This is a genomic window from Microbacterium sp. AC132 (genome assembly GCF_979258525.1).
On sequence record NZ_OZ409862.1, the window covers coordinates 3,612,728 to 3,626,034 of the forward strand.

Below are 13,307 nucleotides of genomic sequence, written 5' to 3' on the forward strand. Positions count from 1 at the left end.
GTGAGGTGCGCGATCCTGCTGTGGTGGACGACGCCGCATGCCGCCGGGCGCTCGATAGCGATCGTCCCGCGAAACTGCAGCCGGAGGCTGTCGTTCGGGAATAGGCCGGTGCCTGTTGAGTTACATACCCCCAGGGGGTATGTTGTGGGTATGAACGGTTACACCGACAACAAGGCGGATCTGCGCAAGCGATTGAGTCGGGTTGAGGGTCAGGTGCGAGGTATCTCGCGGATGGTCGATGAGGACAAGTACTGCATCGACATCCTGACGCAGGTCGCTGCGGCCACGAAGGCGCTCGAAACGGTGGCCTTGTCGCTCCTGGGTGACCATCTGAGCCATTGCGTCGCTCAGGCAAGCGCTGAGGGTGGCGAGGTTGCGGCGGAGAAGGTCCGCGAAGCTAACGACGCCATCGCTCGCCTGGTCCGTTCATAACCACACGTCTAACGATCTGGAGAAATTCACTATGACTGACCGCATCGAACTCGGACTGAAGGACGCAAACGCTGGTTGCGCATGCTGCGCAGCCCCATCGAACATCGAGGCATCCGCTCCTGTGGCGGCCCCGGTCTCGGAAGAGGTACTGGTCACGGGAATGACGTGCTCGCACTGTGTGTCGAGCGTCAGTGAGGAACTGAGCGCGCTTGACGGTGTCGCGTTCGTCGCTGTCGACCTGAACGCCGGCGGCTCGTCCCGCGTGACGATCCACAGCGCAGCCCCTGTCGATCCCGCTGCCGTGAGGGCTGCGGTCGAAGAGGCCGGTTACAGCCTCGCGACCAGCCAGGCCTGATTCACTTATCCGTCCGCACCCGGCTCGACCCCGGGCGCATCGAACAAGGAGTTCTGATGAGCCAGCACGACGAGCACACCCATCACATCGCACACGAGAATCCCGGCACCGCGCCGACGGCGCAGCATGACCACGCGGCGATGAGCCACGACCACGGCGCTCCTCAAGGTCACGCGGGCCACGGCGGTCACGCGGGCCACGGCGATCACGTGGGCCAGTTCCGGCGGTTGTTCTGGATCATGCTGGTCCTTGCGGTCCCGGTTGTCGGGTTCTCGGGGATGTTCTCGATGCTGCTCGGGTACCCGTTGCCGGAAGCCGCCTGGGTTGGGTGGGTGTCCCCGGTTCTCGGGACGGTCATGTACATCTGGGGTGGGGCCCCGTTCCTCACCGGCGCGGTGAGTGAACTTCGTGCCCGCAAGCCCGGAATGATGCTCCTGATCGCCCTCGCGATCACGGTCGCGTTCCTCGCATCCTGGGGCGCGAGCCTCGGCCTCCTCCATCATGAGCTGGACTTCTGGTGGGAGCTGGCGCTGCTGATCGTGATCATGCTGCTCGGCCACTGGATCGAGATGCGCTCCCTCGCACAGACCACCTCAGCACTGGATTCCCTCGCTGCACTGCTGCCCGACGAGGCGGAAAAGATCGAAGGCGACACGACCGTGACGGTCGCCCCGTCCGATCTGCTGGTGGGTGACGTGGTGGTGGTGCGCCCAGGCGGGCGGGTGCCCGCTGACGGGCGGATCGTGCAGGGCTCGGCCAGCATGGACGAGTCGATGATCACCGGCGAGTCCCGGCCCGTGCGCCGCAGCGACGGCGACCAGGTCATCGCCGGCACCGTCGCCACCGATTCCGGGGTGCGGGTCGAGATCACCGCGATCGGCGACGACACCGCTCTCGCGGGGATCCAAAAGCTGGTGACCGAAGCGCAGAATTCATCCTCGCGCGCGCAGCGGCTCGCAGACAAGGCCGCCGGGTGGCTGTTCTGGTTCGCGCTCGGCGCCGCCGCGATCACCGCCATCGTCTGGACGATCGTCGGCATGCCCGACGCCGCCGTGATCCGCACGATCACCGTGCTGGTGATCGCCTGCCCGCACGCGCTCGGTCTGGCGATCCCGCTCGTCGTGTCGATCGCCACCGAGCGTGCCGCTCGCGGAGGCGTGCTGATCAAGGACCGTCTCGCGCTGGAGAGCATGCGCACCGTCGACACCGTCCTGTTCGACAAGACCGGCACGCTCACCAAGGGCACCCCCGCCGTGACCGCGATCGACCCCGTCTCCGGGACCGACCCTGACCAGCTGCTGGCCTGGGCCGCGGCCGCGGAAGCAGACTCCGAACACCCCCTCGCCCGCGCGATCGTCAACGCGGCGAAAGAGAAGACCCTCACGGTCCCCTCGTCAGCCGATTTCGAATCGTCCCCGGCGGTCGGGGTCCGTGCACGTGTCGATGGGCGCGTGGTGCAGGTCGGTGGCCCGTACATGCTCGAGCAGGAACACGCCTCCGAGCTACCGGTCGCCGACGAGTGGCGCCGTGAGGGTGCGATCATCCTCCACGTGCTCGTCGACGGACAGGTCGCGGGTGCCCTGCGCTTGGCGGATGAGATCCGCTCGGAGTCGCGTCACGCCGTCGAGGCCCTCCACGAGCGTGGCGTGCAGGTGGTCATGATCACCGGTGACGCGGACGCGGTCGCAGCCTCCGTCGCGGGCGAGCTCGGCATCGACCGGTACTTCGCCGGGGTCCGACCCGAAGACAAGGCCTCGAAGGTGAAAGAGCTGCAAGGCGAAGGGCGCAAGGTCGCGATGGTCGGAGACGGTGTCAACGACGCCCCCGCGCTCGCGCAGGCCGACGTCGGCATCGCCATCGGCGCCGGGACGGATGTTGCGATCGCGTCCGCGGGCGTCATCCTCGCCAGCGACGACCCCCGGTCGGTGCTCTCGGTGATCGAACTGTCGCGGGCCAGCTACCGGAAGATGAAGCAGAACCTCTGGTGGGCCGCCGGCTACAACCTGCTCTCCGTCCCCCTCGCCGCCGGAGTGCTCGCCCCGATCGGGTTCGTGCTCCCGATGTCCGTGGGCGCGCTGCTGATGTCCCTGTCAACCATCGTCGTCGCGCTCAACGCGCAGCTGCTGCGCCGACTGGATCTGCGCCCGGACGCCGTGGCCGGTAAGTAGCGAGAAACAGTTAGGTCGACGGACGTAGGCTGGGGCGAACGGGAGGTGAGTATGTCGCTGATCAAGGTCTCACAACAGGTGCGCGGACCGCGCACGCTCACCCACACCGTCCTGGCCGTCCTCGCGATCGCCGTGGGCATTATCGCCGGCCTACTGGCGATGCACTCCTTCAACTCGCATGCGACGGCCGCCGGTCACCATGACACCGTCACCGTCAGCACTCAGGCCGAAGTATCCGCCCATCACCCCGACGCCTCCGCGACCGCCCTCGTGCCAGCCGCGCCGACACAGGAGGCGGGATGCGCGACGTGTGGGGCCGGAGATTCGATGACGTGGATGGCGTGCGTCCTCGCGCTCCTGGTGGCCACCATCCTTCTCAGGCGGATCGGGCTCGGCTGGCGGCACACCCTCTTGGTTGCGACCCGCGCGCCCGCGACAACACGCGGGCCCGCCCGCGCTCACGCCCTTCCCCCGCCTCCATCTCTCACGGTTCTCTGCATCAGTCGCACGTGATCACGCGCTAGCCCGCTCTGGCGGGCAACGCACCCTCGGGCACCGGCAGCCGCCGGGCCCCATCACTGACCCTTGGAGAACCCTCATGAAGATTCGACCCGCGGCGATCGCCGCACTCACCCTCACCGCACTGCTCGCCCTCGCCGGCTGCGCGGGAACCACCGGATCCGACAACGGCATGGAAGGCATGGACCACGGCGGCAGCTCGTCCGCGCCCGCAGAGACAGCAGATGCGAATGACGCCGACATCATGTTCGCCAGCATGATGAAGGAACACCACGCACAGGCCATCGAGATGTCCGACGTCCTCCTCAGCAAGGACGGCGTTGACGAGCGCGTCGTCTCTCTCGCCGAAGAAATCAAAGCCGCTCAGGAGCCCGAGATCCAGCAGATGGACCAGTGGCTCGAAGACTGGGGCGCGGAGATGGACAGCATGGAGGGCATGGATCACGGCAGCGGCATGATGTCCGAAGAGGACATGCAGGCCCTCGAAGATGCCGCCGGTCCCGATGCGGGGCGTCTGTTCCTCGAGCAGATGATCCAGCACCACGAGGGTGCCGTCGACATGGCGCAAGACGAAGTCGACAACGGTCAGAACAGCGACGCCGTCGCACTGGCCGAGACCATCATCGACACGCAAACGGAAGAGATCGCCACCATGAAGGAGATCCTCGCAACTCCGTGATCCACGGGTGGGGTGCGGGACTCCCGCACCCCACCCATAGATCTGTTTGCGGACACCATCATGCGAACCCTCAAGAACTTCACCCTGCCTACTTCCCGCCTGCGACGTCGCGGAGCACTCACGATCGCTACGACAATCGCGGCCAGCATCGTGCTCGCCGGGTGCACAGCACCTGCCGAGCCGACCACCGGACACGACCACGCCACCACCATCGAACACGTCCACGCGATCGTGCCTGACCCCTCAGGAGACGGCTACCTACTGGGCGCCCACGACGGGATCTACACGGCCACGCTTGACGGCGAAATTGGCGACCGCGTCCAGAACACCGACTTTGACGCGATGGGCCTCACCGCCATCGGGGATACCCTCATCGCGTCTGGACACCCCGGGCGAACGACTGCCCCCGAACTCGGTTCCCCCAACCTCGGAATCATCCGAAGCGACGACAGCGCCCGATCCTGGTCACCGGTCTCGCTCACCGGAGAGAAGGACTTCCACGCTCTCGCCGCCGGCCCGGACGAGAGCCTGTACGGGCTTGCGTCAGACTCCATCGAACTGCTCCGCAGCGACGACACCGGACAGACATGGTCGCCCGCCGGGGAAGTCGTCGCGGTCAACCTCGCCATCGACGCCGCAGGGCAACTGTTCGCCGCCACACCCGACGGGCTGCAAGTCAGCGCGGATGAGGGCGCCACGTTCACCACCGTGAACGATGCACCGCTGCTCTACCTCCTCGCCGCTTCACCCGATAGCAAGCGCCTCGTCGGTGTCGGCAACGGCGGACAGATCTGGGTCAGACCCGCATCAGGCGCGGAGTGGGTTCCCGCCGGCACAACCCACGGCTCCGCACAAGCGATCACCATCACGAACGGCGGCGACATCTTGGTCTTCGATCAGAGCGGACTCACTGCGCTGCCCCGCTAGGCCGCCCCGAACGGTCACAATCTTTCCCGGGTTCGGATCGCAGCAACGACTTGGGCTGAGGTAGCCGATCCCAGGGGTTACTTACACCAAAGTGCTCGTCCGAGTTTGGCGCTCCCATGCCTGCGTTGCGAGCTGCACGGCGTCCCATGGGGAGCCGAGCGGGGGCGTGCAGGAGAGGTCGAGGTCACTCATCGTTGCGACGGTCATGCCGTGGTGCAGAGCCGTGGCGTAGGTGTCGACGCGCTTGGAGATCTCCGCACCGCGGGTGCCGACGAGCTGCGCGCCGAGCAGCAGACCCCTTTTGTTCCCCTGTGCGCGTGCGGTCGGGTGGCGTTGTCCCTGTACTTGCTGCATGGCGGCCTCATCGCGCTCTGGAGTAACGCGTATGGCCGCTCTGCAGAGAACTTCTACTTGGGCTGGCTGGTGATCGTTCCGGGCATGATCGTGGTGGGTTGGCTGTGGTGGCGCTTCGCCGGAACTGGCCCAGTTGAATGGGCGATGGGCTGGCTCAGCGGACGTCCCAAGACTTCCTCGTTTCGCCGGTAGAACCAGCGCGTGGCTCACGAGTTCGCAAGGAATCTTGATTGGTGGGGCTGGTAGCATCCTGAGGTCATGGTCGTTCACGGTCGCACTCGCAACTGCGTCAGCCGCGCCGACGATTTCCTGATAACGAAGATCATTACAGCCCTCGGGCTGGCGCTTCTTCTCGTTGTCGGAGCATGGCCGGGCGGCCACCGTGACGCGACGGACGCGACTCCGTATCTGAGCACGACATCCTCGTCGTCACTAGGAACGCCTTCCGCCGGCCATGTCTCGGCGGGTTCGGGTGAAAGCGTTGCCGGCGCGACCGCCGAACAATTCGTGACCGGGGACACAGCAAACGACATCATGATCGGTGTTGCCGGGTGCCTCTTGGGTATCATCTGCTGCTTCTTGGTGCTCATCGTCACGCGGACCTTCCTCCGTCACGTCCCCTCTTCTCGCATTCGCGAACGTTTGCCGCGCGCACCATCACTGGCGGCCATGACGGGGCGCCTGTTCGCATTGCCTCCTTCTCTCACACAGCTTTCTCTGTCGCGGACCTGACCCTGGCGGCGCCATCTTTTCGATGGCGCTCCCCTGGTCGTCCTCGTTCGTTGTGTGTGTTTGGAGTGTCTATGAAATCTTCCGTGAAAGCGGTACTTGTCACCGTGGCTTTTGCCGTGGTGTTGCTGGTCGTCGCGCTGGTCTTCGTCCTCATCAATCAGAATCAAGCTGCCGCACCCGAGACGGGGCCCGCTGATGGTCCACAGGTCGTCCGTGAGAACTCGCATGTCCTCGATGACGGAGGGGAAGGGGCGGTGACGGTTGTCGAGTTCCTCGATTTCGAGTGCGAGGCCTGCGGTGCTTTCTATCCCCTCGTCGAGGATCTCCGCGGCAAGTTCGATGGCGAGATCACTTACGTGATCCGCTACTTCCCGCTGCCGGGTCACCTCAACTCGAAGAACGCCGCGATCGCTGCCGAAGCCGCAGCGCAGCAGGGCCGCCTCGAAGACATGTATCACCGCCTGTTCGAGACGCAGCCTCAATGGGGTGAGGCTCAAGAGTCGCGGGCGGACCTGTTCCGGGGGTTTGCGGAGGAACTCGGATTGGACATGGCCGCGTTCGATGAGGCTGTCGCTGATCCTGCGACAGCAGAACGGGTTCAATTTGATCTAGACGAGGGTGAGCAGCTCGGTGTCAGCAGTACCCCCTCGTTCTTCATCGATGGGGAGCCTGTCGTACTGGAGACGTGGACCGATCTGGAGGACAGCATTGAAGCCGCGGTGAACGGTGCTGAATGATGGCGCATTCGCTATCGCACCGTCGCGTCATCATCGTTGGCGCCGGGCACTCCGGATTGGCGACAGCCGCCGCGCTCAGGTCCTCCGGGTTTGAGCCACAGAAAGACTTCGTGATCATCGATTCTGCAACCCCCGGTCAACGAAGCTGGGTCACACGGCGGCAGTCGATGAAACTACGCAGTGCGGCACGCCACAGTGTCGTCCGCGGGTTCCCTTTCCCGGGCGATGAAGACCGTCATCCGAGTGCGGATGAGATGTCCGACTACCTGTCTTCGGTGGAGAAAGCCATCGGTGTGAAAACCGTGTGGAGCACACGAGCTCTTGGAGTCAACCGGTTGGGCGACGGATCCACGCTGCATCTGTCGACCTCCGCCGGGGAAGTGCAAACCCGAAATGTGGTCTGCGCAACGGGAGCTGCCGCCGTGCCGCGCATACCGGGGTGGCGCCAGGAACTAGCAGTACCCGGTTTTGTGCTGCATTCCAGCCAGTACCTCTACCCCGCGCAGGTACCCCCCGGCCCCGTGTTGGTTGTTGGCGGCGGATACAGCGGAGTGGAGATTGCTGAAGAACTCGCTTCCTCCCACGACGTCACCCTCTCCACTCGAGCGGAACCCTCACGAGTATCAGAGCGGCCCATCTGGTCAAGGCTGCGACGTAAGGGTCCGATGTCCGAGGCACGCCCCCGCGTAGCTTCGACAGACGTCACTCATGCCGCCGCCGTAACGGAGATTCACGGAGACACCGTGATGTTCGCCGATGGGGCGTCCATGAAGCCGCATTCCGTGATCCTTGCGACCGGATACAGGCCAGCAGACACATGGCTGCCCGATTCGGAGCCGCCCGGGCAGCCATTGCACGTCAGTGCACGCATCCCCGGACTGTTCACTGTTGGCATGCCGCGATACTCCCGCGCGGACGCTGACACCCTCGCTGGGATGAGTCGCGATGCGGCGACCGTCGCCCGGCTCATCGTTGGACGACCCTAAAGGAGCACCATGACAGAAACAGGGCACAGTCACGGTATTGGTGACGCCACTCCCCGCAATCGCCTGGTCATAGCGTTCGCGATCACCTCCTCGGTCTTCATCATCGAAGTGATCGGCGCGATCATCACAGGCAGCCTCGCACTGCTCGTTGATGCTGCACACATGCTCACCGATGTCATCGGATTGGCGATGGCCGTCACGGCTGCGCATCTGATGAACCGTCCCCCGACTCCCAAATACACCTTCGGCCTTCAACGCACGGAGGTGCTCGGAGCGCTCGCTCAAGCAGCTCTGCTGCTCGGAGTGGGCATCTTCGCGCTCGTGGAAGGCGTACGACGGCTGTTCGAGCCCCCTGAGATCGCTTCGGGAAGTCTGCTGTTCTTCGGCATCGTCGGTCTCGTCGCCAACATCGCCTCCATGCTCGTGTTGTTCAGCGGCCGCGGACGTAATCTCAACATGCGCGCCGCGTTCCTCGAGGTCGTCAACGATGCCCTCGGTTCCGTCGGCGTCATCGCCAGCGCCATCCTCATCGCCGTTTTCGGTTGGTATCAGGCGGACGCCGTCGCGGGCGTCTTGATCGCGCTGCTCATCATTCCCCGCACCCTCATCCTGTTGCGAGCATCCGGCCGAGTGTTGATGGAGTCCACACCCGCCGGCCTCGACCTCGAGGACGTCCGCCGCCACATCCTTGCCCTTCCGCACGTGGTCGCTGTGCACGACCTCCACGCGACCCAGGTCTCGACCGACCTCCCCACGCTCACCGCCCACGTCGTGGTCGATGACACCGTCACGATGGAAGCTTCCGCCGCACTACTGACATCACTTCAGCAATGCGTCAGCGAACATTTCGCCGTGAGCATCGAACACTCCACCTTCCAGATCGAACCCGAATCCCACCCCGGAGAGCACGACACCCATGCATAAACGCCTCTCGGCACGCACCACTGCCGTCCTCACCACCCTGTTGTTGTCGGCATCCGTCCTATTTGGGACTGCATCTCCGGCCGCCGCTCATGACGACTTCGTTTCGTCGTACCCCACCGCCGACTCGACCATCAACGGCTCCCCCGACGAGATCTCTCTGATGTTCACCGGGACCGTCACCGGTGGTGACGACGCAACGGTCGTCGAGGTTATCGATGAAAGCGGAGCAAACGTCGCCGTCGACCCGCCAACGGTGAGCAGTGACTCGATCACCCAACACCTCTCCCCGGACGCCGCAACCGGCATCTTCACCGTCCGCTGGAAGACCGTCTCCGCCGACGGACACCCGATAAACGGGGAGTATGTGTACACGGTCACGCCCGCGACGGACACGGAACCCAGCACTCCGACCACAAGCCCCACCCCTGAAACCTCCCCAACCGAGGAGCCGGAACCGGCCCGACCCGCCCAAACATACGGTGGCACGGCATCCGGCGGCGGTGCTTTCGAACTGCTACCCCTGTTCTTCCTCTCGGGTCTGGCACTGATTCTGGGGATCGGCGTCGTGGGAGTAGTTATGGCCGGGCGCCAGCGCCACCAGCGCGACCGCGCACAGGCCGCCAAGGATGCCGCAGCTACGGAGAAAGACGCCGATGCGTGATCGAGTCCGCCGGTCGGCCGTGATGCTCATCGTCGCCGCCATCGTCATCCTGATCGATCAAGGCACCAAGACTCTTGCTCTGAACACGTTGCGGCAAGATGCGCGTATACCGCTGATCGGTGACTGGCTCGGTCTTCAACTGGCCTTCAACCCCGGGGCGATCTTCTCGCTCGGGGAAGGCTCCACATGGGTCATCACCGTCGTCGGGCTCGCTGTCACCGCGGCCCTCATCGGTGCCGCTACCCGAGCCCGGAACGTGTGGTCGGCGGTTGGTTTCGGTTTCATCGTGGGCGGAGCGATCGGAAACCTGATCGATCGCTTGTTCTCGCCGCCCGCGTTCGGGATCGGGCACGTCACCGACTTCCTCGCCTACGGGAACCTGTTCATCGGCAACCTCGCCGATGTCGCTCTCGGCATAGGCGCCGTGTGCCTCATCGTCGCGGGTCTGCGCACAAGCCGTCGCCGGCAAGACCCCACGTCCCGCCCCGATCCAGTCGACACTGTACCCGCCGAAGAAACGGTTCACCCATGAGTCCCAAAGAACGTGTCCCCTCCACGTACCAGCGGAACGCCCTGGCCCCCAGCCTCGTCGCCGCCGCGATCCTGTTCCTCGCCCCGGCGCTCTTCCAGACGAATTGGGCGCCCCTCGTCCTCTTCATCGCCTCAATTTTCGGGCTGATCGTCGCGTGGTTTGCGCTACAGGCACGCCACTGGTGGTGGATCCCGGTCTTCCTCGCGATCGCCGTGCTCTGGAATCCGGTGATGCCGTTCCCGTTCTCCGGTGTCGTGTGGACCACAGCACAGCCCATCGCGGCCGTGGTGTTCCTGGCAGCGGGGGCGACGATCAAGGTGGTCCGGAAGTGAACTGCGCGATCTTCGTGTCACGACCATGCGTGTGAGCGGCGAGATCCCCAGCAGTCCCCCGTCTCTGCAGACATTCCTCGCACCGGCCGACATTCCGCTTCCGGTGCTACCCATCGTCGCGGGGATCCTCGCTGCGCTGTATCTCGTCGGAGCGATCCGGTTGTGGACGCACGGGCGTCGTTGGCCCGTGTGGCGGACGGTCAGCTTCCTTCTTGGGTGCGTTCTCCTCGCGGCGGTCACCGGTCTGGGCGTTGAAACGTATGGCCAGGCGCTGGTGTCCGTTTTCATGTTCCAGCAGCTCACTCTGATGATGATGGTGCCGCCGCTACTGGTCCTCGGCTCACCCGGAACCCTTCTTCTGCGAGCAACACCGCATCACGGAGCGGGACGGGTAGTCCTCACAGTGGCCCACGGTGCTCTTCGAAGCCCGGCCGCGAGATGGGTACTCAGCCCGTGGGCCACTGTCCCGCTCTACCTGTTCGCGTTCTACGGCATCTACCTTGCGGGTGCTGCCGACGTCATCCTCACCGCGCCCGGAGGTCACGTCGCGCTCGAGGTCGGGTTCCTCCTCGCCGGCATGCTGTTCACCATCCCCATCTTGTCCTCCGATCCTCTGCCGGTCAGGTTGGGTCATGGTGCGCGTGCACTGGACGTGTTTGCTGAAGCCGCGCTGCACGCGTTCTTCGGGGTGTTCCTCATGATGGCCAGTACGATCCTGGTCGGCTCATTCGTCGCCCCCACAGAGGCGCTGGGCATCGATCCCCTCGCCGATCAGCAGCTAGCCGGTGCTCTGGCATGGTCCTACGGTGAAGCGCCGACCGTGCTGATGTTGATCTACGTGATGCATCGTTGGTTCCGCAGCGACACCGCTCGTGCTGCGGCGGCGGACCGGTACGCCGACGTGCACGGGAACGCCGACCTCGACTCGTACAACGCCTACCTCAAAAAACTGAGCTCTCATGACCGTGACCGCTGACCCGTTGGTGAGACACGCCCTCTCCGTTCGATCGAGGCGCGGCAACCCCAGAGAGCACAACGCGCGCCTGCCAGCCGCGGTGCCCTTCCCCGTAGCGATTGTCGCGTCCGCCATCGCGGGAGGAATGCTGGATTTTGCCTACCCCGCATACGGGTGGTGGCCTGCCGCGTTCGTGAGCGTAACCATCGGGCTGTGGACGCTCCGCGGACGTTCTCTCCCCGGGGCGTTCCTAATCTCCCTCGTTTACGGCGCGGCCTTCTACTTCACCCACTTGGTTTGGGTGTCACGGTTTCTGGGGCCGATCCCGTGGGTCGCGCTGGCTGGCTTGGAATCCGTGGTGTTCGGTGCCGGTGGCGTGCTGATCGCACTTGCCTATCGTGTCGCCACTACCCGGGCGCGATACGGGTATCGCGCGATCACTCCCGTGCTGGTCGCCGGGGTGTGGGTGCTGCGAGAAACGCTGATGGGGAGTACGCCGTACACCGGTTTCCCGTGGGCGCGCGTCGGTTTCAGCCTCGCCGAGAGCCCGCTCGCGGAGGCCGCTTCATGGGTGGGGACCACCGGGCTGTCCTTCCTGACGGTTCTCGTCTGCGCGAGCGTCGTGGAGGCCCTCATCCTCCGCCGATGGGAGCCAGCAGCAGCAGCGGCGGTCATCGTCGTTGCCGCGATAGCCGTCCCTCTGTTCCCCACCGAGCAAGCGGGAATGATGCGCGTCGGATGGGTGCAGGGCAACGGGCCTAGCGGCTACTTCGACACCAGGACAACAGGCGACATCATGCGCGCGCAGGAAGAAGCGACCGCTCCTCTTCTGGACCGTGAGATGGACCTTCTCGTCTGGCCAGAAGGCGCCGTCGACGCCGATCCCCTGCGCGATGTCGCCGTCGCAGGCCGCCTTGATCGACTCGTGCAGGGTGCCGGCGCTCCGGCACTGGTGAACGCGGCGACCACTCGTGGAGCCGACACGTTCAACACCACGATGCTGTGGACCAGCGCCGGGCCGCAGCAGCTCCACGACAAGGCCAACCCCGTCCCTTTCGGCGAATACGTCCCGGACCGTTGGTTTTACGAAGCGGTCGCCCCCGACCTCATCGGATTGATACAACGCGAGTACACGCCCGGCTCCAACACACCCCTCGTGCACGTTGGCGATGTGCCCATCGGTCTGGCGATTTGTTTCGACGTCATCTACGACGACGTCATCCACCAGAGCGGGGCCTCTGGCGCGCAGATGTTCGTGTTTCAGACCAACAATGCGGATTTCCGAGGCACCGACGAGAACCTCCAACAGCTGGCCATCGCCCGCATGCGCGCGCTCGAAACCGGGAGAACTGCGGTGAACGTCTCCACCACCGGGACCAGTCAAGTCATCGGCCGCGATGGAAAAGTGTTGGCTCAGGTTGCGGTGGACACGACCGCGGCGAAGATCACCGAGGTCCCCCTCCGCACCGGCACGACCCTCGCCGTCGTGCTGATGCCGTGGCTCGGCTGGACACTCAGTATCGGAACCGTACTAGCGCTGCTCATCATGTCGGTCCGACAGCGGCGATCGCATGCTGACTCCCAAGAAGACGGATGGATGAAGTTGTGAAGCTCAAGATTCTGACCTCTGTCGCAGCACTGTGCGCACTGCTTGTGCTCAGCAGCTGCGCACCCACCGTCCACCTCGAGCCCGCAGCAAACGCGAATGACCCGCTGTGCGCAGAGGTCACCGTACGACTACCGGACTCGATTGGCGACCAGGCTCGCGTGTGGACGGACGCTCAGGCCACCGCAGGATGGGGCACCCCCAGCAGCGTGCTCCTCACCTGCGGGTTGGAGCCCCCGGCCCCCACCACGCTGCAATGTGTCAGCTTGGGGGCGTCGACTGGATCGTCGACGAGGAGGAGACCCCGAATCTGCGGCTCACAACCTACGGCCGAGATCCAGCTGCCCAGGTGTACGTAGACACGACCACCCTGTCGGCAGATGCGGTTCTTGAATCTCTCGCCGGGGC

The 13,307-nt window shown here is 64.8% G+C and carries 17 protein-coding genes; all 17 read left to right on the forward strand.

Annotated features, from left to right (window positions below; translation table 11 throughout):
* Positions 1–150: 150 nt before the first annotated feature.
* The 17 genes from ACZZZQ_RS17510 to ACZZZQ_RS17590 all read left to right on the forward strand — a co-directional run bounded on the left by ACZZZQ_RS17510 (position 151) and on the right by ACZZZQ_RS17590 (position 13,258).
* Positions 151–432: a metal-sensitive transcriptional regulator gene (locus ACZZZQ_RS17510; RefSeq protein WP_029259144.1), complete on the forward strand. Its 282-nt coding sequence runs from the start codon at positions 151–153 to the stop codon at positions 430–432.
* A gap of 31 nt (positions 433–463) precedes the next feature.
* On the forward strand, positions 464–787 hold the full coding sequence (locus ACZZZQ_RS17515; RefSeq protein WP_029259143.1) for a heavy-metal-associated domain-containing protein: 324 nt from the start codon (positions 464–466) through the stop codon (positions 785–787).
* Positions 788–843: 56 nt separating this feature from the next.
* On the forward strand, positions 844–2,955 hold the full coding sequence (locus tag ACZZZQ_RS17520) for a heavy metal translocating P-type ATPase (RefSeq protein WP_200935185.1): 2,112 nt from the start codon (positions 844–846) through the stop codon (positions 2,953–2,955).
* Between the two features lie 51 nt (positions 2,956–3,006).
* On the forward strand, positions 3,007–3,468 hold the full coding sequence (locus tag ACZZZQ_RS17525) for a DUF6153 family protein (protein ID WP_051671013.1): 462 nt from the start codon (positions 3,007–3,009) through the stop codon (positions 3,466–3,468).
* An 85-nt stretch (positions 3,469–3,553) separates the two neighbouring features.
* On the forward strand, positions 3,554–4,153 hold the full coding sequence (locus ACZZZQ_RS17530) for a DUF305 domain-containing protein (protein ID WP_029259139.1): 600 nt from the start codon (positions 3,554–3,556) through the stop codon (positions 4,151–4,153).
* A 60-nt stretch (positions 4,154–4,213) separates the two neighbouring features.
* A complete protein-coding gene (locus tag ACZZZQ_RS17535; RefSeq protein ID WP_045278977.1) occupies positions 4,214–5,080 on the forward strand; it encodes a F510_1955 family glycosylhydrolase in 867 nt (288 codons plus the stop codon).
* Positions 5,081–5,290: 210 nt separating this feature from the next.
* Positions 5,291–5,626 (forward strand): hypothetical protein, encoded by a 336-nt coding sequence (locus tag ACZZZQ_RS17540; RefSeq protein ID WP_168442832.1) that lies wholly within the window; start codon positions 5,291–5,293, stop codon positions 5,624–5,626.
* A 66-nt stretch (positions 5,627–5,692) separates the two neighbouring features.
* Complete coding sequence (locus ACZZZQ_RS17545) at positions 5,693–6,166, forward strand: hypothetical protein (protein WP_463508025.1); 474 nt, start codon at positions 5,693–5,695, stop codon at positions 6,164–6,166.
* Between the two features lie 71 nt (positions 6,167–6,237).
* The gene (locus ACZZZQ_RS17550; protein ID WP_134352971.1) at positions 6,238–6,903 is read left to right on the forward strand and encodes a DsbA family protein; all 666 of its coding nucleotides are present in this window, start codon (positions 6,238–6,240) and stop codon (positions 6,901–6,903) included.
* Complete coding sequence (locus tag ACZZZQ_RS17555; RefSeq protein ID WP_463508108.1) at positions 6,903–7,889, forward strand: NAD(P)-binding domain-containing protein; 987 nt, start codon at positions 6,903–6,905, stop codon at positions 7,887–7,889. Before ACZZZQ_RS17550 ends, ACZZZQ_RS17555 begins: the two co-directional genes overlap by 1 nt.
* A 9-nt stretch (positions 7,890–7,898) precedes the next feature.
* Positions 7,899–8,813 (forward strand): cation diffusion facilitator family transporter, encoded by a 915-nt coding sequence (locus tag ACZZZQ_RS17560; RefSeq protein WP_313366409.1) that lies wholly within the window; start codon positions 7,899–7,901, stop codon positions 8,811–8,813.
* Entirely contained in the window at positions 8,806–9,474 is a 669-nt protein-coding gene (locus ACZZZQ_RS17565; protein WP_463508026.1) for a copper resistance CopC family protein, read from the forward strand. Before ACZZZQ_RS17560 ends, ACZZZQ_RS17565 begins: the two co-directional genes overlap by 8 nt.
* A gap of 19 nt (positions 9,475–9,493) precedes the next feature.
* Positions 9,494–10,006, forward strand: a complete 513-nt coding sequence (gene lspA / locus ACZZZQ_RS17570; protein WP_463508027.1) for a signal peptidase II — start codon at positions 9,494–9,496, stop codon at positions 10,004–10,006.
* Complete coding sequence (locus ACZZZQ_RS17575) at positions 10,003–10,338, forward strand: DUF6804 family protein (RefSeq protein ID WP_463508028.1); 336 nt, start codon at positions 10,003–10,005, stop codon at positions 10,336–10,338. Before lspA ends, ACZZZQ_RS17575 begins: the two co-directional genes overlap by 4 nt.
* Positions 10,339–10,363: 25 nt before the next feature.
* On the forward strand, positions 10,364–11,314 hold the full coding sequence (locus ACZZZQ_RS17580) for a cytochrome c oxidase assembly protein (protein ID WP_463508029.1): 951 nt from the start codon (positions 10,364–10,366) through the stop codon (positions 11,312–11,314).
* Positions 11,298–12,902 carry an apolipoprotein N-acyltransferase gene (gene lnt, locus ACZZZQ_RS17585; protein WP_463508030.1) on the forward strand — a complete coding sequence of 535 codons (1,605 nt, stop codon included), beginning with the start codon at positions 11,298–11,300 and terminating at the stop codon, positions 12,900–12,902. The genes ACZZZQ_RS17580 and lnt overlap by 17 nt, the downstream gene beginning before the upstream one ends.
* Entirely contained in the window at positions 12,887–13,258 is a 372-nt protein-coding gene (locus ACZZZQ_RS17590) for a DUF3515 family protein (protein ID WP_463508031.1), read from the forward strand. The genes lnt and ACZZZQ_RS17590 overlap by 16 nt, the downstream gene beginning before the upstream one ends.
* The last annotated feature ends 49 nt before the right edge of the window (positions 13,259–13,307 follow it).

Coding starts and splice junctions, on each gene's coding strand:
- ACZZZQ_RS17575 (WP_463508028.1), top strand. CDS start 10,003: ATGAGTCCCAAAGAACGTGTCCCCTCCACGTACCAGCGGAACGCCCTG.
- ACZZZQ_RS17590 (WP_463508031.1), top strand. CDS start 12,887: ATGGATGAAGTTGTGAAGCTCAAGATTCTGACCTCTGTCGCAGCACTG.
- ACZZZQ_RS17530 (WP_029259139.1), top strand. CDS start 3,554: ATGAAGATTCGACCCGCGGCGATCGCCGCACTCACCCTCACCGCACTG.
- ACZZZQ_RS17565 (WP_463508026.1), top strand. CDS start 8,806: ATGCATAAACGCCTCTCGGCACGCACCACTGCCGTCCTCACCACCCTG.
- ACZZZQ_RS17510 (WP_029259144.1), top strand. CDS start 151: ATGAACGGTTACACCGACAACAAGGCGGATCTGCGCAAGCGATTGAGT.
- ACZZZQ_RS17520 (WP_200935185.1), top strand. CDS start 844: ATGAGCCAGCACGACGAGCACACCCATCACATCGCACACGAGAATCCC.
- ACZZZQ_RS17550 (WP_134352971.1), top strand. CDS start 6,238: ATGAAATCTTCCGTGAAAGCGGTACTTGTCACCGTGGCTTTTGCCGTG.
- ACZZZQ_RS17580 (WP_463508029.1), top strand. CDS start 10,364: ATGCGTGTGAGCGGCGAGATCCCCAGCAGTCCCCCGTCTCTGCAGACA.
- ACZZZQ_RS17525 (WP_051671013.1), top strand. CDS start 3,007: ATGTCGCTGATCAAGGTCTCACAACAGGTGCGCGGACCGCGCACGCTC.
- ACZZZQ_RS17560 (WP_313366409.1), top strand. CDS start 7,899: ATGACAGAAACAGGGCACAGTCACGGTATTGGTGACGCCACTCCCCGC.
- ACZZZQ_RS17535 (WP_045278977.1), top strand. CDS start 4,214: ATGCGAACCCTCAAGAACTTCACCCTGCCTACTTCCCGCCTGCGACGT.
- ACZZZQ_RS17555 (WP_463508108.1), top strand. CDS start 6,903: ATGGCGCATTCGCTATCGCACCGTCGCGTCATCATCGTTGGCGCCGGG.
- ACZZZQ_RS17515 (WP_029259143.1), top strand. CDS start 464: ATGACTGACCGCATCGAACTCGGACTGAAGGACGCAAACGCTGGTTGC.
- ACZZZQ_RS17545 (WP_463508025.1), top strand. CDS start 5,693: ATGGTCGTTCACGGTCGCACTCGCAACTGCGTCAGCCGCGCCGACGAT.
- lnt (WP_463508030.1), top strand. CDS start 11,298: ATGACCGTGACCGCTGACCCGTTGGTGAGACACGCCCTCTCCGTTCGA.